A 16691-nucleotide genomic window follows, 5' to 3' on the forward strand; every position below is an offset into this window, starting at 1 on the left:
AGATCAGAAACCCGTTAAATCAAACGGGTTTTTTATTTTTCTTTATTTCTTAAATACTCTTTTATCCTCTCTTTATCCTCATTTTCTTTGTCCCCCTTAAAGTATAGTTCAATAAAATCAATACGTTGATCTTCTTCGAAATAGGCATAAATAACCCGCAAAGAGCTTTTGCGTAAGGCCCTACAAGCCAATCTGATTTTGATTATCCTGCACTCTTCATTCTCAGTAAGAAAGGCAGTATGTTTATCTGTTGGTATCGCACAAACACTAAGCGCCAATTGCAGGCGCTTAAAATCTTCCAAAAGTGTTTGATATTTTTTTCTTAGTTTCTTGAAATCATTTTGGAATTTAACTGTCTGATTAAAGCGGATCATCGTCATAACTTCTTACAGAATGTTTATGGTCACGATAAAATACCATTTCATACTCTAATTGATTACCGTTCTCTTTGGCCGCCTTCCATGGCATGTCCTCGTGAGAATAATCACTAATCTCATTGGCACTCATATGTGCCAAACGATTAAGCTCTTCATCAATATGCTCTAATTCTTGTGCCGACAAAACCGAAAGGTCCGCCTTACGACGAGGTAAATACTTCTTTTGTTCATAGGTAAAATATGAACTTTTAACTTTCTCTATCTCACCTTTTTTAATCATTCTCTCTGTTATAGCTTTAAACTCCAAGGGTGTCGGACCATAGGTATTACGGGTATAGGTAGCTCCCATAAGTTGTTCTTCATATTTTTCGTAGTAATCAAAGTCAATAAAATAAAGTAACTTATATAAAACAGTTTCACCAATATTCGCTCGCGCACCAACACGTTCTAGTATATAAAGTAATACTTCGGTAAATTTTTTAACATTTTTTTGTGGAACATCTATTCGTATATCCGGTTTTTTTAACCTCTCTTTATCTAATTCTTTTTCCAAATGTACCACCGGTTGTTTTGGAGCACATTGTTCCAAAAGATTTTGCAATGACATATCAAAAAGAGCCGCCAGCTTTTTTGCTTCGGAAATAGTCAGCTCTCGTTCCCCTCGTTCAATTTGCATATAAGTGGGACGAGACATACTAAGCACTGAGGCTAAATACTCCTGAGTCATATTCTGCTTAGTGCGTTGTTGTTGTATAAATTTTCCAAACATATTATATAGATATTTATATAGAAAATATAATATTAACCTCACTTAAGAGACATAATACTAAATTAATACCAATAACTTATGTTTTCATAATATATTATGTAAATTTATTTGTCAATAGCAATGTAAAGAAAACTATACATAAACCCTACTTGGGTTTAAAATGCATTAAATCAACTAATACTACTTTTACTTAGAAACAAAAACAATAAGCTATAATTCTTTTTAAAATAATCACCTCTCTTTGACTCCTTAGCCCTTATTTGCTATAATATTATATAAGATACCTTTAAGTAGAGAGCTTATTATATATACCTTTATAGATTCCTTTACTTTAAGAGATTTAAAACCTAAAAGATTTTCAATAACAAGGGTGGTCGACCCTGTTTCTAATTACTTAATCTTATTTTATGCAAATAAATTGGAGAATATGGGTGCCAGTTTTAATAGCACTTTTAATAATCGCTTCTTTTCTTATTGTTAAATATAGCCAAGAAGAAGAGATTGTTAGTGATCAGCGCCCAGCTTTTTTGGAAGAACCTTCTGATACAGCATATTCTTTTGAAGAAGATAATGTGCCTGTTTCCGGTGATGTTGATGATGCCACAGAGTCAATCCTTATTGAAGCCTCAGATGATGAGGTCTTCTTCTCTGAATCGTCATCAGATGCCGACTTAATCTTTAATGACAGTCAACTAATTAACGATATCAACCAATCATATGATGAAAATGATTTTTAATAACAAAACAATTAGCCGTTCGGTTTCGTTACTGATTGTTTTTTCTGTCCTTATCCCCTTCTCTTTATCGGCGCAAAGAAACAGTATTTCACCATCAACTGTTCAGGGCGTTAAGAATGTTGAAACATCAAGAACAACTCCCGTAAGAGCTAACGAAGCACGAGAAACAAGGCCATCCGAAACTGTGAGACAAGACAATGCCACTATCAATACACGTACCAATGCGCAATCTTTTTGCTCTACTTTGGAAGAAAGATTTTCTTCGTTTGAAAAGAGAGTATCAAATAATGAAGCAAGAGTAGCTAAAAAACATGAAGAAATAAACTCAAAGATTCAAACTCGCTTAGATGAGAGATTGTCCTTAGTTGCCCAAAAAAGAGATGAGCGTCAAGAACGAAGACAAGAACATTACATCGCTTTAATGAAAAGAGCCTCCACTGATCAACAAAAAGCAGCGGTCGCGGCTTTTAAAGCCTCAGTTGAAGAAGCTGTAATTACAAGACAGACAGCTCTTGATAAAGCGGTGGAAGTTTTTCATGCAGAAATTATTGCCGCTTCGCAAGCACGCCAAACTGCCATGGATTCAGCGATTAATGCTTTTAAAAGTGCTCAAGAAGCAGCCTTTTTAAAAGTTAAAAATAACTGTACGGATGAAGTAGATAGAGAGAGTTTAATGAGAGAGTTTAGAGAAGATATGAAAGTGGCTCGTGAAGAATTTATGAAAAGCCAAGAAGCCTTAAATACTAAACAAGAAGTATTAACACAAGCTCGTGAAAAAAGAAAGGAATCTGTTGACCGGGCTATTGAAAACTTCAAACAAGCCGTCCAAGAAGCTCGCGAAGAACTTAAACAAGCTCTTAATAATCAATAAACTATAAAGTTAGCTTTATTAGATTAAACTAAAAAAACAACACCCCTTCCTCTTTAAGAGGAGGGGGTGTTTTAAATAAGATCGTTTTATCTACTACTTTTTCTCCTTAAGCTCTACTCTCTCTATCTTAACACTTTGGACAGGATTATCTCTTTCATCTGTTGGCAAAGCCTCTATTTTATCCACTACTTCCATACCAGAGACTACTTCTCCAAAATTAGTATGCTTACCATCCAACCAAGGAGTTGACTCGGCAGTAACGATAAAGAACTGTGAACCATTGGTACTTGGTCCTGAATTAGCCATAGCCAAAGAACCTTTAACCAAAGGACGATTATTAATCTCATCAGCAAAACTATAGCCAGGGCCACCCATACCATGAGTAGCTCTATCCGCATTCTTAGAATTTGGATCTCCTCCTTGGATCATAAAATTTTTAATCACTCGGTGAAAAATAGTGTTGTCATAAAAACCGCCTTGCGCCAAAGTTAAAAAGTTCGCGGCTGTTACTGGATTTTCTTCATAAAACTCCACTTCAATTTCTCCGAGGTTGGTTACTATAACCACTCCACTATATTGTTCGGCCAAAGCCAAATTTATCTCATTGGGTACATTCATATTTTGTTGATTAATTTCATTAGTTTCTTCAACTAAAGACGGTAAAGCTTCCTGCGTACCGCTTTCGTTAAAAGAATAAGTTTTTTGTTTAGTGCCGCAACCGGCTAGTATAAAAACCGCTAGAACCAAGGTACTTGACAAAAGCCAAGCTTTTTTATTTTCTCTTATCTTCATATTTATATGGTTAAAAATTAATAATAATCTTTTATATTTTAAACAAACTTACAACTTTAGGCAACCCTATGCTCTTTTTTTATCTCCCGGTCTTCTTCTTCTCTTTTTTCTTCAATCACTTCCTTAGCTCTTTGTCGTAATTCCGCCAGATCATACTGATTAAGTTCAAGACAACGACGACTAAGATAATCTTCGGTATTTAACTCCGGATTTTCAATCACCTCAGCTAACAAAACATCTAAAATTGCTCCAATCTTTGGTCCTGGCTCGGTCTTTAATATTTCCATTACCCCTTCTCCATTAATTTTTAACATTTTAACTGAGGTGGGGTCATGCCTTACCTTATCCATCATATAACGCAAATGTCTGAGTTTGTAAGGCATGGCTTTTGGTACGCCAGAGCCAAGCCTATCTGCTACTCGCAGATCAATTAAATCGGAAAGATTTTCCTCCCCCACCTTACGAATTAAACGACGAACCGAGGCGGCTGTTACTTCTCCGACATTGTAATAAAACATATGGTGTCTAACCAGATTAACCACCCTTTCACTATCTTTCGTGGAAAAACGTAAACGTTTCATAATTTTAGCTACCATTTTTGCACCAACCATTTCATGATTATAAAAAGTGGCGGAATTATTAATTATCTTTTTAGTTCGTGGTTTGCCAATATCATGAAATAAGGCGGCTAGTCTAACTTGCCACTCTAAACTGGGGCAATATTTAAGAGCCGAAAGATTGTGATCAAAAACGTTTAGGCGATGATGATGATTTTGTGCCATACCCACACCTTCTTGCAGTTCTGGAATAATATATTGTAAAAGATTAAGCTCATAAAGCTTTCTAAGACCCTCGGCTGGTCGCTCGGAAGATAAAAGACCTATTAACTCATCGCGTACTCTTTCTTTGGCCACAAACTTAAGACTACCAGCCAACTTAATAATCCCTCGTTCGGTTTTGGGTTCAATAACAAAATCTGCCTGGCAAAAAAAACGCACTGCTCGCAGCATCCGTAAAGCATCTTCTTTAAAACGATCTTCAGGCTCTCCAATAGCCCGAATAATCTTTTTGGATAAATCTTTTTGTCCACCAAAAAGGTCAACCATCTCACCCTTTAAAGGTAGAGCTAGTGCGTTAATGGTGAAATCACGTCGGCTTAAATCAGCTTCCAATTTATCCTCAAACTTTATTTCATCCGGGCGACGATGATCCGAATAGCCTTGCTCGCTGCGGTAGGTGGTAACTTCCACTACATCATAGGCTTGTCCGTCTTCATTTCTAATAGGGACAAGAACAGTACCAAAACGGTTCTCATTTTTAGCTTCCGGTAAAATATCCAACATCTTCTCCGGACGAGCGTTAGTGGTAATATCCCAGTCTGAAGGATCAAGACCACGACAAAGATCTCTCACACAACCCCCAACCGCGTAAGCTTCAAAACCGGCTTGTTCAAGCCGGCTCATAATATCAACAACATAAGGAGGGATTTTTTCAACCATATAATTAACGATAAAGAAAATTCTTTAGGGGGATAATAAAACCCTTTTCTATTCTAACACCTTCTTTTTCTAAAAGCTTAACCTTACGACCGCTACCATCGGCAAAACCTCCCACTCGTCCATCCGAACAAACCACCCGATGACAAGGCACCTTAGGCCAATAAGGGTTCTTGTTAAGAGCATTACCCACCGCTCTGGCGGCTTTGGGTTTATTTAAGGCTTTAGCTAAAGAAGCATAAGTCATAACCCTCCCGCGAGGAATTTTAGTGGCCATCTTCCAGACAGCTAAAGTAAAGCTTGGAAAGATTTTTGGTAAAGAAGACTTGGGCATATAAAACAAACAATTCAAAACAAGAGTAAAAAATAATCTTTTAATAACCTATAACTTCCTTTAACTCCCTTAAGTTATAACTTACTTAGTTATAAAAGACCCTACAAAAAACCACCGTAAATGGCTCTAATTTGCTCAAAAAAAGAAGGCAGATAAAGCGCAGCAGCAATTAAAGGAATAAGAATAACCACTAGTTTTACTACCGCAAAAATCTTAGCCCATCTAATATAACGGCTAATTTTCTTAACAGTTTCATGGGTTTCCTCAAGGAGGATAGTATTTCTTTCCAAAAGATTCTTTAGTTCTTCGTCCATATAGGTTATTTTAAGATAAATTAAAGGGATAATTAAGACTAAGGGATATATTATAAGAGTACAACATCGCCCTAAAGGATGCAACCTTAGACAAGAGCCCCATGGGACACCATGGAAGGTAATATAAAAGCCGCCGGGGCTTTTACCAAAGCGGCTTCTACGTCAGCCTTTAAAGAACTATTTTATCTTTCGGCCGACAAGCAAGGGGTATATTTAGGAACTCATCGCTATTATCTTTCTTTTTTTGTTATTTACTACATTTTTCTTCTACTTTTCTTTTTTCTCTTTTTCTTTCTTCGCCTTACCGACAGCTTTAACTTTCTTAGCTATCAGCTTGTTAAGTTCCCGTTTAAAGCTCTGTACATCCTTAAAGGACTGGTAAACGGAAGCAAAACGAATGTAGGCCACCTGATCAATTTTCTTAAGTTGCTTCATAACAATCTGGCCCACTTGATCGGACAGGATTTCGTTTTTACGCAAAATCTGTAAATCCCGTTCAATCAGGTGTATCAGACGCTTAAATTTTTCTTCAACAATCGGTCGCTTCTCTAGGGCTCTTTTAATACCTTTAATAAGCTTTTCCCGGCTATAATTCTCTTTATGACCGTTACGTTTAACAATAGTTACATCCAAAATTTCCATTTCTTCATAAGTGGAAAAACGAAAACCGCATTTTAGGCACTCTCGTCGGCGACGAATGGATAAACCATCTGTTGCAGCTCGGGAATCAACCACTTTAGTGTCTTGAAAATAACAAACCGGACATTTCATAATACAAAAAACACCCCGGACGGGCCGTTAGGCTCGCTTAAGAGTGTTTTGGTTGTTGAATAAAATTTTAAACACGTATTTGGAAGACACAACATCTAGTGGTTGTTGATTACAGTTTAGCACAATGAAAAGTTTTGTCAAGAGAAAAAATATGAAGAAAGCCAGAAACTATCCCTCCTCTTTTTTAATATATTTTTTGCCCTTGCCTAGTTCTTTTGGCCAATAGGTTTGTTCTTCTTGGTAGTTATGATTCGGGCTGTATTTATAACCATCACCATAACCCAAGTCTTTCATTAAATCAGTTGAGGCGTTACGAAGATGGAGAGGTACCCCGTAATTAGAGGTGGCTTCAGCATCTTTAGCTGCGGCTTGGTAACCCATATAAAGAGCATTGGATTTTTTACAACGAGCCAAATAAACAACCAGTTGAGCTAAAATAACCGAACACTCCGGCATTCCAATAAAAGCACATCCCCGATAGGCGGCCACTGCTTGTTCAAGAGCGCGAGAATTAGCTAATCCCACATCTTCTGAAGCAAAACGTACTAAGCGCCTAGCTACATAAAGTGGATCTTCTCCGGCTTCAAGCATTCTAGCTAACCAATACAAAGCCGCGTTCTCGTCCGAGCCTCTAAGTGATTTATGCAGAGCCGAAATAGCGTTATAGTGTTCTTCTCCAGCCTTATTATAAAGTAGATGAGACTTCTGGGCAGCGGTCTTAATAATTTCTGTGGTTATCTTTTTATCTAAAAGAGCGGAAGCTTCCAAAATATTTAAGGCCGCCCGAGCATCGCCTTGACTTAAATTAATTAAAAGCTCCAAGGCTTCATCTTCCATTGAAACCTTATTTTCTCCCAAACCTCTTTCCTTGTCCGTAAGAGCTCTTTTAATGATCTCCCGCAAAGCCTCTTGGGACAGGGTCTTTAAAACAATCACCCGACAACGAGAGAGTAAAGCACTTCTTAACTCAAAACTTGGGTTCTCGGTAGTAGCCCCGATTAAAATAATGTCCCCACCTTCTAAATGTGGTAATAGGGCATCTTGTTGCGCCTTATTCCAACGATGAATTTCGTCAATAAAAAGAATTGTTCTTTGTTCCAATAACTTATTCTCTCTGGCTCTGCCCAATGCCCGACGTAGATCAGCTACTCCTTCTGTAACGGCCGAGAAACGAATAAAATCCGCCTTAATTTTAGAAGCTAAAAGCAAAGCTAGGGTAGTCTTCCCAGAACCCGGTGGACCCCAAAAGATAAGTGAAGGTAACTGTTCGGCCACTAAAGCCCGACGCAATAAAGAATTATCTTTAATTAACTCATCTTGTCCAAAAAAATCTTCAAACTCTACCGGACGCAGACGATCCGCTAAAGGGGCGTTATTATTTATCTTGTAATCTTTTTCGGACATATTATTATTTAATTAAACTTTATTTATATTTATTAATTCCTCTCTATTTTTTATCATAGCCTATTTATTGCATAAAATATTTATTGCATGAACTATTTATTATTATTTATTATCTTCAACCACTTCTTTAAAAATTTCCAGATAAGCTTCAGCGGTTTTTTGCCAAGTAAATAAAGCAGCCTGTTTAATTCCCTTTTGGGATAAATCGTTTTTAAGATCATCGTCAGTTAAGACCAAGCTAATTGCCTCAGCCAGCTCGGAAGAATTATCCGGATTAATAAGAATCGCGGCTTGTCCAAGAATCTCAGGCAAAGAAGAAACAGCCGAAGCTATGGTCGGCAAACCACAAGCCATAGCTTCAAGTGGTGGAAAGCCAAAGCCTTCATAAAAAGAAGGATAAACAAAAAGTTGAGCCGCGTTATAAAGTGCCGGTTTATCTGCTCGGTCAACATAATCTAAAAAAACAATGTCCTTATGATAAGGTGAAGCTTGAGCCGCCTTAATAATCGGTCGCCATTTCCAACCACGTCCACCAGCTAAAACCAGTTGTCCGTTAGAGAAAACTCCTCTCTTCTTTATCTGCTCAAAAGCCGCAATTAGACATAAAAGATTTTTTCTTGGCTCTAGGGTACCGAGGGATAAGATAAAGGGCGCTTTAAGCCCATAGCGCTCACGCACAGCTACAATTTTTTTATCTTCTTTGTCCATTGGATGATAAGTTTCATCCACCCCAGAATAAACAGTAACAACCTTTTCCGGAGGCAAACCGCAAAGTTCAAGTAAATCAAGCCTAGTCTGTTCAGAAACCGCCACCACTTTTTGACAAGACATTAAAATCTTCTTAACCCTTAAAAACTTATGCCAAAGATTTTTCTTAAAATTGAAAAATTCACTAAAACGCAGAAAGGAAACATCATGGACAGTTATAACCTTAGGTAAAGATTTTGAAGAAGCGGAAAAATTAAAGTGCGGTAAATATAGAAGATCAAAAGAAACAGGCGATTGTCTATCATAAAGCGGCAAGAGCTTATCCAAGAACGGACGATTAAAAACCCACCACAAACCGTTTAAAACCTTATTAGGCCAAGGCAGGCGAGTAATCTTAAGCGGCTGAGAAAAACTTGGTAAATGGTGAGATAGATCATGAAAAGAAGTATACAACCCCTGGTAATTATTTGCTTGGTCAAGTATCAATAAATGCCGAACCAACTGAAGGTTGAATTCGGCCACACCACTGTAATATTTATCCGTCAGAGGACGAAGATCAAGCAGAATATTCATTGTCTTGGCAAAATTTCGGATACTCTCTATCAATAACCTCTTTAATTTCTTTTTTAAATCTCTCGGCTGAGAATTTCTCAGCTTCTTGTCTAATAACTTGAGGATTAAAGACGAGAGTGTCAAATTTATCCAAAATACTGCCAAGTGCCTCCGGACTTTGTTCATCAAAAAAGAGACCACTTAGGTTCTCAGTAACTGTTTCAGTCGCCCCACCGCGACGATAGGCAATAACCGGCCGGCCACAAGCCATAGCTTCAACCACCGTAATACCAAAATCTTCTTCTTGTGGATTAATAAAAGCCAAACAGTTCTTATAAAGCTCGGCCTTGGTTGCCTCGTCCACTCTACCTAAAAATTCTATATTATCAGCTCCTTGGGCCAAAGCCTTAAGCCGTCCTTCATCAACACCGCTACCGAAAATCTTTAAACGCTTAGTTGAGCCTAAAAAGGCTTTAATAACAATATCCACTCTCTTATAAGGCGCCAGTCGTCCGCCAATTAAAAAATAATCTCCAGGCTTATCCGCCACCGAGAAACGTTCCAGCTCCACCGGCGGATAAATAACCTGACTCTTGCGCTTATAATACTTAGAGATTCTTTTTTGAACGGTTAGGGAGTTGGCCAAATAATAATCCACTCGCTCAGCGGCTTGCCTGTCCCAAAGACGAATATAGTTTAAGACCAAAGAAATGATTTTTTTAAAATATTTATTATACCTAAGTTCTTCAATATATTGATGACTGTAATCCCAAAGATACCTGGTTGGGGTATGACAATAGCAAAGATGGAAAGTTTTAGTACTGGTAATTACCCCTTTGGCAAAAGCACTAGCATCCGAGATAACCAAGTCGTATTTATTTAAATTAAAAAATTCTACCGCCATGGGCATAAAGGGCATGTACCACTGATAATGTTTAACTCCTCCAGGTAGACGTTGAATAACCGAGGTATGAATTTTCTTATCCTTATAATGCTTAGCTACATTATTTGGCTCATAAAGCAAAGTATATATAGAGGCCTCAGGAAACATCTCGCAAAGAACTTGTAAAACCTTTTCGGCGCCTCCGTCTTGGGCTAGATGATCATGAATCAAAGCAATTTTCATAAATTAAAATTATTCGGTCTGTCTCGGACGTATTACTGCCCAAGGTGTTTTTAACAAAATAAAGAGGTCAGAAAGAATAGACCAGTTTTCAATATAATAAACATCTAAACGAACTTCTTCCTCAAAAGACAAATCACTACGACCGGAAACTTGCGTTAAACCGGTAATACCAGGCTTAATGGTTAAAACTTTTTTATGTCTGCCTTCGTATTTAGCAACTTCTTCGGGTAAATGCGGACGTGGGCCAACCAAGCTCATTGAACCCACAAAGACCAAGAATAATTCTGGTAATTCATCCAAACTAAAACGACGAATAAAACGCCCGACTCTGGTTACCCTGGGGTCATCTTTAATTTTAACCATTGGTCCGTCTTTACGCAAGTTTCTATCAGCCAACTCAGTATAACGCAAACTATTGGTTTTAACCAACATGGAACGAAACTTAAGATAACGGAATTTCTTTTCTCCCTGTCCGACTCTATATAAAGGAGAACCATCATCCAACTCGGAAAAGAAGACCGGACCGCGTGAATCAAGCTTAATGGCTAAGGCGACCAGTAACATAATCGGAGAAACCAGAATAATTAAAAAGAAGGAACCAATAATATCCATTAAACGCTTAGCTACTCTACCCCAACCATCTAAAGGAGTTTTTTTAACCTCAACAATCGGGATACCTTCAAGTTCGTCTACTTGAATACGTAAAGACTTAGCCTCTAAAAGATCGGCAGCGTATTTAAAAACAATATGATGCTCATCAGCAAAGTCAAAAAGTCTCAACCAATCCGCTTTAGATAAATTGGGATCAGCCTGAATAACTTCATCCACTTCTTGAATCCTTAAAAATTCCTCGAAGTCGGTTGCTTCCTCACTACCAAAACAATCATAACGTTTAACTACCGTAAAGCCCAAATTCTTTTTAACAGAAAATTGTCTAACCAATCTGTCCGCTGTTTGACTATTCCCGATAATTACCACTCGGTAACGCCCGAATCCGTGGCTTCGCAAAAAACGACGAAGCCAAGTCATTAAAGCTCTACCTAAGCTAACATAAATAATAGCCAACAACCAACCGGCTAAAACGATAAAACGAGAAGAAAAAAGTTCACGGTTAAAGAAAATGAAAATAACCACCGCCACGAATCCCAAAGAACATCCGAGAACCACTTTACGAAATTCACTTTTAAGACTACCAATCTCACGAAGATTATAAAGTCCGGCAAAACTAAAAATCACCAACCAAGCCAAGGCGATGATTAAAACAATATGAAGATAATTAAAAAAAGCCAGATCAGCAATCACTGGACGAAGTTCGGTAGAAATGTCCGACAAACGAAGATAGTAGGCAGACAAACCGGCCGCCACTACCATTAAAAAATCAACCGGTAATAAAATAACAGATAATAATAAATCTTGTTTTTTCATAAACTTGTATTTATATCTTGTTTCTTATATCTCTTATCTTTAATCTATGTCTTAACATTAATCTCTATCTTAATCTTAATACTTTTACCTTATAAAGAAATAATCGCCGGGTAAGCGATAAGCCGGATTCTGTCCCACTGCTTTTTTGATTAAACAGCGAGGACGGCCATCTGTCTTGATCCGCAATTACTTACGGATTCCAGCGAGCTACGTTCCTCTTTTGAAATTTTCAAAAGGTTTGCTCTTGCTCCAGGCAGGGTTTACCACGTCATCCCGTCACCGGGAGACGAAGATCGTAGTCTTAACGACACCGATCAACTTTTCACCTTTCTCTTGAAAAAATTTTTCAAGATAGTATTGTCTCTGTGGCACTTTCCCTGGGATTACTCCCGGTGGGCGTTACCCACTGCCCTTTTTCCGGAGTCCGGACTTTCCTCTTAACCTGTTTTTATTAAATCAGGCCAAGCGACCGTCTGCTTACCAAGCGCTTATCTCATTACAAGGGTATAATATAGGATAGACAAAAATTAAGAAAAAGTCAATGAAAAAATTGGAAAAATAAACTGTAAAAATAGTGTTTTTAAGAAGAAAATAAAGAAGAATAAACAACAAAAAGGCTTAAAAAACAAAAGAAAATAACCCTATTTACCCTATTATTTAATTATATCATATATAATAGAAAAAGTCAAGGGGCAGTGTAGGAAGCTCTATGAAAAAGTTTTTTAAAACTTAATTCTTAATTTCATATATAGCCTCTATTTCTTCGGCAGATAAAACCCTATTATAAATACGTACATCATCAATTAAACCGTTCATCCTATAATGTATAGAGCCATCACTACCGATTCTTGGAGAACTTGGAAAAACCACAGCTCCGGCATTGGTTGTATTAGCTACACCATTTATATACCACTGAGATAAACTGTTTTCATAAACATAAGCTATGTGATGATATTGACCTCTAGGCATTAAACTATCGGAAAAATGACTACCAGCTCCAACTTGAGCCAACATTCTTCTTCCGCCACTCAGGCTATCAGAAACTGTATACAATAATCTCCCCGATGTAAAACTATTATAACCAGTTGCCCCTGTTAAACTATCTCCATCACCTCTAATCCAACCCATGATCGTGAAGCTTGTCATAGAACCTATATTGGGAAGCTGAACATAATCATCAAGGCCGTTAAAATATGCCGCATAAGTGCCCGCCTTTCCTTCTCCATATCTATTTACAGAAGTTCCGTTCCACGTACCATGATAACCATTACCACTGGAATCCAAGGCCACCTCCCCACTCCCTTCATTAAACTGCCACCAGCCACGCAAACCAAAATTACCTATTCCTCCCTGAGAAGTAGCGGTATTAATACCAGCTTTAACAGAACCAACATCTGAACCCAAGCAAAAGCCCATAGCGTATGATGTTCCACTTGCATTAACTGCATATGAATAATCACTATCTGGACAATCTCCATCCGTTCTTGGAGTTGGGTTATTAGGTACTTTACTTATATAGATTATATCATTGGCTTCTAAGGGTTGTCCCGGAGTAATAGATGCTGGATATTGATTATTATTAGCATAGTATAACTCCAAAGCATTAGCCATAGCCTTTAGATCATTCAGTCTTTTAGAATCTCTTGCTTTAGCTCGTGAATTACCAAGCGATACTATGACTAAAGTAGCTAATATGCCAATGATCGCAATTACAACAAGGAGTTCTATGAGGGTGAAGGCTTTTGCGCTCAGCTTCACCGATTTTTGGATGGTAAAATTTTTAAGTGTCATATTTTTCATATATATCTATAGTACAAAACGGTCTTTAGTGGCATTGTAATTTTGGAGAATTTCAGATGCGGTAAGTTCTCGATTGTATATTGAGGTTTGATAAATATTACCGTTAAGCGAACCTTGTGTTGCTGGGCGTCTTTTTCCCATCCAAGTTGTTTCATTTGAAATAGTTGTATCTGTTAAATTATTTCCTACAACAACATTATCTTTTAGTATTGAATTAATATATAATTTAACTCCGCTAGCATCTGAACTACCGTCATAACTAACGGACACAAATAAAAATTTATTAAGTTCAGATATATCAACATCACGTACGCCAATAAAATTAGTATTAACAGTATTTCTGAAAAAGAAGGTTAAATTACCGTTTGAAGAAATCGCAAACTGATACCCCCTGTATGAACCATTCTCATTATTTATAATCTGACTATTAGTAGATTTAACTAACACCCATGATGATAGTGTAAAAGCATCTGTTCTATCAAATTGAATTTGATTAGATAGGTTTATATAATCATTCACCCCGTCAAAGACAATACTACCTCCATTATCACTATTAAATATTGGTCCATCTATGAGGGTGCCGTGATTATTACTTCCACTCAAATCATACCAAGTATTACCAAAACCAGGATAAGAAGCTGGGTTAGAAGCATCTAAGTAAAGAACAAGACCATTAGTCGCACCGATAGACTGTAGTCCTGAATTATTAGTAACACTTACTCCTCCTGCTATTAAGTTGCCTTGACTAGATCCTATGCAACTGATAACTGAATAGCTTTGAGGTGAATTGGAAAGATATCTATATTCTTCATCTGGACAATTACCGTCTGTGTAAGGAGTTGGGTTATTAGGTACTTTACTCATGTAGACTATTCCACCTGCTTCTAGAGGTTGTCCTGGAGTAATAGATGCTGGGTATTGATTATTATTAGCATAATATAGCTCCAGGGCATTAGCCATAGCTTTTAAATCATTTAATCTTTTAGCGTCTCTAGCGCTAGATCTTGAATTACCTAGAGCTACTATAACTAAAGTGGATAATACGCCTATGATAGCTATGACTACTAGGAGTTCTATTAGAGTAAAAGCTTTTTTATTTTGACGATATATCATAGGGTTATTGAAGATAACAGTATTGTTTTCATTATAACACAGTTTTTTTGATTATTATGCTTATAGCTTAATATTATGAGCTAATATAATATAAGGCTTAAATTAAGCCTTATAAAATATAAAAAATAATCTTTAACCAATGAAGCTTCCTAACTCTAAAAGCTTAGAAAGATTATCTTCTTTAGCTCTTTTATTCTTTCTCTTAAAACCACATTGTACACAACGATAAACAATAATCCAGTCTTCTCCCTTGTTCTCCAAAAAAATCGGCTCCATTAAACCTTGGCAAATCTCTTGCCTGTCTCCGGGATTAATATCAACATGCTTACTCCATAAGCAGTGTGGACAATGGTTAGTATAACCATTACCCTTAACAAAAGCTTGGCAATGCTCACAAGTAAAGTCTTCAATCTTTCTTTGGAATTTTTTTAACATGAGTTTATACCTTCCAAGCTAAACTTAATTTTTTAAATGCCCCTGGCCTCTCCCTGACCATCCGCCGGTGTCCGTGGTTTCTTGCCGGACAAAAGACGACGCTTAACCGCGCTCCAAAGCTCCGAAGCTTCTTCAACATGTAAAAGAGAACAAACCCCTAAATAAACAACTAAGCCGAAAATTCCGGCCGCCCCACCCTGTAACAAAACTCCCCAAAAACGAGTCATGTCAGCGATCGGCCAAACCAAAAGCTTCATGGCTTGAATAGCTACCGCGGCAAACAAAGCAGCCACTGAATATTTTAAAATTGCCATAATAATGTTTTTTTCATCCAAGCCTCCCAAATTATGCCTTAAGAAAATAAAGAGTAATAAGAATTGCACTATGGCACTTAAAGAGAAAGCCAAAGCTAAGCCGGCTACACCTAAAGACGGCGCCAACCACCAGGCTAAAAAGATATTAAGCAGTACCGAAAAAAGAGCGGTATAAAAAGGAGTCTTGGCGTCCTGTCTGGCATAGAAGGCTCTTACCACTAAAGGCAAAGCCGCTTGAGCAAAAAGCGAGATTGAGAAAAAGGCCAGAGTATCAATAGTTAAGATAGTAGCTTGCCAATCAAACTCACCAGAACCTAAAATTAAACGAACCAACTGGGCCCTTAAACTCAACATAATAACTGTTACCGGAATAATGAAAAACATTATCTGCCTAAGGGTTTTGGCAAAATAATAAATAAAACGACTTGTCCCAACAGTGGAAGATAAAGCCGGGAAAGCGGCGATCGCAAAAGAGATACCAAATATTCCCACCGGAAAAGATTGTAAATTATTAGCCAAGTTAAAAACAGATAAAGAGCCTGACACCATAGTGGAAGCAATGGCTGTAATAACAATTAAATTAATTTGTGAAACCGCCAAGGCCATAACTCGCGGTGTCATTAAAGCAAAAACCGAACGCATGGTCTTATCTTTAAAATCTATAATCGCCCGATAAGCAAAGCCCAAACGATAGAAAGTTGGGAGCTGAACTAAAACATGAGCTGCTGAACCAATGGCCACTCCCCAAGCTAAACCGCTAATACCATATTGTGGAACCAAATAAAGCGCTCCGAAGATAATACCGAAATTATAAAAAATAGGAGAAAGAGAATAAGCAAAAAACCGACGATAAGATTGTAAAACACTACCCACAATACTGGAAAGACCCAATAAGAAAGGCGAGATAAACATAATCCTGGTTAAGGAAGTTACTGTGTCAGCCGCTTCTCCGGTAAAACCCGGAGCCACTAACTTGGTAATCCAAGGAGCCAACCAAACACCGATAACGCAAATAAATAAAAGCGCTACCGACATGGTATTTAAAATATTGTTAGATAAACGCCAAGCTTCTTTGTCTTGCTTATGAGCCAATAATTTGGAAAAAACCGGAATAAAACCGGCAGACAAAGCGCCTAAAACTAAAATATTAAAAATAAGGTCAGGTAAACGAAAAGCTGCATAGTAAATATCCAGTGTCTCTCCCGCACCAAAAGAGCCGGCTAAAATTCTGTCCCTAACCACTCCTAAAACTCTACTCACTACTGATAAAGAAGCAATCACCACCGCCGCACCGGCTACGGTTTCCGCGGCGCCGAATAAATTGGCTAATCTTTTTTTTACAAAACCTATCAT

At 37.6% G+C, this 16691-nt stretch carries 17 protein-coding genes and 1 other RNA gene; 2 read left to right on the top strand and 16 right to left on the bottom strand.

The annotated features are described in order from the left end of the window. Window positions 1–32: 32 nt before the first annotated feature. Window positions 33–374 (bottom strand): hypothetical protein, encoded by a 342-nt coding sequence (locus QY321_03435; GenBank protein ID WKZ24644.1) that lies wholly within the window; start codon window positions 372–374, stop codon window positions 33–35. Then, complete coding sequence (locus tag QY321_03440; GenBank protein ID WKZ24645.1) at window positions 361–1146, bottom strand: DUF4065 domain-containing protein; 786 nt, start codon at window positions 1144–1146, stop codon at window positions 361–363. Before QY321_03440 ends, QY321_03435 begins: the two co-directional genes overlap by 14 nt. Window positions 1147–1553: 407 nt before the next feature. Here QY321_03440 and QY321_03445 point away from each other — a divergent pair, with 407 nt between their 5' ends. Both QY321_03445 and QY321_03450 read left to right on the top strand, forming a co-directional pair. Next, window positions 1554–1883 carry a hypothetical protein gene (locus QY321_03445; GenBank protein ID WKZ24646.1) on the top strand — a complete coding sequence of 110 codons (330 nt, stop codon included), beginning with the start codon at window positions 1554–1556 and terminating at the stop codon, window positions 1881–1883. Then, the gene (locus QY321_03450) at window positions 1864–2754 is read left to right on the top strand and encodes a hypothetical protein (protein WKZ24647.1); all 891 of its coding nucleotides are present in this window, start codon (window positions 1864–1866) and stop codon (window positions 2752–2754) included. The genes QY321_03445 and QY321_03450 overlap by 20 nt, the downstream gene beginning before the upstream one ends. Window positions 2755–2847: 93 nt before the next feature. Here the strand turns inward: QY321_03450 and QY321_03455 are convergent, their stop codons facing one another. The 14 genes from QY321_03455 to murJ all read right to left on the bottom strand — a co-directional run bounded on the left by QY321_03455 (window position 2848) and on the right by murJ (window position 16691). Next, window positions 2848–3546: a peptidylprolyl isomerase gene (locus QY321_03455; GenBank protein ID WKZ24648.1), complete on the bottom strand. Its 699-nt coding sequence runs from the start codon at window positions 3544–3546 to the stop codon at window positions 2848–2850. Between the two features lie 56 nt (window positions 3547–3602). Further along, window positions 3603–5045 (bottom strand): HD domain-containing protein, encoded by a 1443-nt coding sequence (locus QY321_03460; protein ID WKZ24649.1) that lies wholly within the window; start codon window positions 5043–5045, stop codon window positions 3603–3605. Between the two features lie 4 nt (window positions 5046–5049). Next, window positions 5050–5376 carry an MGMT family protein gene (locus tag QY321_03465; protein ID WKZ24650.1) on the bottom strand — a complete coding sequence of 109 codons (327 nt, stop codon included), beginning with the start codon at window positions 5374–5376 and terminating at the stop codon, window positions 5050–5052. A 101-nt stretch (window positions 5377–5477) separates the two neighbouring features. Further along, window positions 5478–5690 carry a hypothetical protein gene (locus tag QY321_03470; GenBank protein ID WKZ24651.1) on the bottom strand — a complete coding sequence of 71 codons (213 nt, stop codon included), beginning with the start codon at window positions 5688–5690 and terminating at the stop codon, window positions 5478–5480. A gap of 267 nt (window positions 5691–5957) precedes the next feature. Then, window positions 5958–6461, bottom strand: coding sequence for a transcriptional regulator NrdR (gene nrdR, locus QY321_03475; GenBank protein ID WKZ24652.1), 504 nt, complete (start codon window positions 6459–6461; stop codon window positions 5958–5960). A gap of 168 nt (window positions 6462–6629) precedes the next feature. Further along, the gene (locus QY321_03480; protein ID WKZ24653.1) at window positions 6630–7865 is read right to left on the bottom strand and encodes a replication-associated recombination protein A; all 1236 of its coding nucleotides are present in this window, start codon (window positions 7863–7865) and stop codon (window positions 6630–6632) included. A 102-nt stretch (window positions 7866–7967) separates the two neighbouring features. Further along, the gene (locus QY321_03485) at window positions 7968–9146 is read right to left on the bottom strand and encodes a glycosyltransferase family 1 protein (GenBank protein WKZ24654.1); all 1179 of its coding nucleotides are present in this window, start codon (window positions 9144–9146) and stop codon (window positions 7968–7970) included. Next, entirely contained in the window at window positions 9130–10251 is a 1122-nt protein-coding gene (locus QY321_03490; GenBank protein WKZ24655.1) for a glycosyltransferase, read from the bottom strand. Before QY321_03490 ends, QY321_03485 begins: the two co-directional genes overlap by 17 nt. Before the next feature lie 9 nt (window positions 10252–10260). Beyond that, window positions 10261–11676: a sugar transferase gene (locus QY321_03495; protein WKZ24656.1), complete on the bottom strand. Its 1416-nt coding sequence runs from the start codon at window positions 11674–11676 to the stop codon at window positions 10261–10263. A gap of 102 nt (window positions 11677–11778) precedes the next feature. Continuing rightward, window positions 11779–12161: RNase P RNA component class A (rnpB, locus tag QY321_03500), an RNA gene on the bottom strand. A 244-nt stretch (window positions 12162–12405) separates the two neighbouring features. After that, window positions 12406–13467: a prepilin-type N-terminal cleavage/methylation domain-containing protein gene (locus QY321_03505; GenBank protein WKZ24657.1), complete on the bottom strand. Its 1062-nt coding sequence runs from the start codon at window positions 13465–13467 to the stop codon at window positions 12406–12408. 15 nt (window positions 13468–13482) lie between these two features. After that, window positions 13483–14589, bottom strand: a complete 1107-nt coding sequence (locus tag QY321_03510; GenBank protein WKZ24658.1) for a prepilin-type N-terminal cleavage/methylation domain-containing protein — start codon at window positions 14587–14589, stop codon at window positions 13483–13485. A 132-nt stretch (window positions 14590–14721) separates the two neighbouring features. Continuing rightward, window positions 14722–15024 (bottom strand): RNHCP domain-containing protein, encoded by a 303-nt coding sequence (locus QY321_03515; GenBank protein ID WKZ24659.1) that lies wholly within the window; start codon window positions 15022–15024, stop codon window positions 14722–14724. Between the two features lie 32 nt (window positions 15025–15056). Beyond that, window positions 15057–16691, bottom strand: coding sequence for a murein biosynthesis integral membrane protein MurJ (gene murJ, locus QY321_03520; GenBank protein WKZ24660.1), 1635 nt, complete (start codon window positions 16689–16691; stop codon window positions 15057–15059).

The sequence above is a fragment of the Patescibacteria group bacterium genome (assembly GCA_030583705.1).
Taxonomy (GTDB): domain Bacteria; phylum Patescibacteriota; class Patescibacteriia; order Patescibacteriales; family Patescibacteriaceae; genus Patescibacterium.

Bases quoted from the DNA above. Each gene is read 5' to 3' on its own strand.
- QY321_03435 (WKZ24644.1), bottom strand. From the start codon at position 374: ATGATCCGCTTTAATCAGACAGTTAAATTCCAAAATGATTTCAAGAAA.
- QY321_03440 (WKZ24645.1), bottom strand. From the start codon at position 1,146: ATGTTTGGAAAATTTATACAACAACAACGCACTAAGCAGAATATGACT.
- QY321_03445 (WKZ24646.1), top strand. From the start codon at position 1,554: ATGCAAATAAATTGGAGAATATGGGTGCCAGTTTTAATAGCACTTTTA.
- QY321_03450 (WKZ24647.1), top strand. From the start codon at position 1,864: ATGATGAAAATGATTTTTAATAACAAAACAATTAGCCGTTCGGTTTCG.
- QY321_03455 (WKZ24648.1), bottom strand. From the start codon at position 3,546: ATGAAGATAAGAGAAAATAAAAAAGCTTGGCTTTTGTCAAGTACCTTG.
- QY321_03460 (WKZ24649.1), bottom strand. From the start codon at position 5,045: ATGGTTGAAAAAATCCCTCCTTATGTTGTTGATATTATGAGCCGGCTT.
- QY321_03465 (WKZ24650.1), bottom strand. From the start codon at position 5,376: ATGCCCAAGTCTTCTTTACCAAAAATCTTTCCAAGCTTTACTTTAGCT.
- QY321_03470 (WKZ24651.1), bottom strand. From the start codon at position 5,690: ATGGACGAAGAACTAAAGAATCTTTTGGAAAGAAATACTATCCTCCTT.
- nrdR (WKZ24652.1), bottom strand. From the start codon at position 6,461: ATGAAATGTCCGGTTTGTTATTTTCAAGACACTAAAGTGGTTGATTCC.
- QY321_03480 (WKZ24653.1), bottom strand. From the start codon at position 7,865: ATGTCCGAAAAAGATTACAAGATAAATAATAACGCCCCTTTAGCGGAT.
- QY321_03485 (WKZ24654.1), bottom strand. From the start codon at position 9,146: ATGAATATTCTGCTTGATCTTCGTCCTCTGACGGATAAATATTACAGT.
- QY321_03490 (WKZ24655.1), bottom strand. From the start codon at position 10,251: ATGAAAATTGCTTTGATTCATGATCATCTAGCCCAAGACGGAGGCGCC.
- QY321_03495 (WKZ24656.1), bottom strand. From the start codon at position 11,676: ATGAAAAAACAAGATTTATTATTATCTGTTATTTTATTACCGGTTGAT.
- QY321_03505 (WKZ24657.1), bottom strand. From the start codon at position 13,467: ATGACACTTAAAAATTTTACCATCCAAAAATCGGTGAAGCTGAGCGCA.
- QY321_03510 (WKZ24658.1), bottom strand. From the start codon at position 14,589: ATGATATATCGTCAAAATAAAAAAGCTTTTACTCTAATAGAACTCCTA.
- QY321_03515 (WKZ24659.1), bottom strand. From the start codon at position 15,024: ATGTTAAAAAAATTCCAAAGAAAGATTGAAGACTTTACTTGTGAGCAT.
- murJ (WKZ24660.1), bottom strand. From the start codon at position 16,691: ATGATAGGTTTTGTAAAAAAAAGATTAGCCAATTTATTCGGCGCCGCG.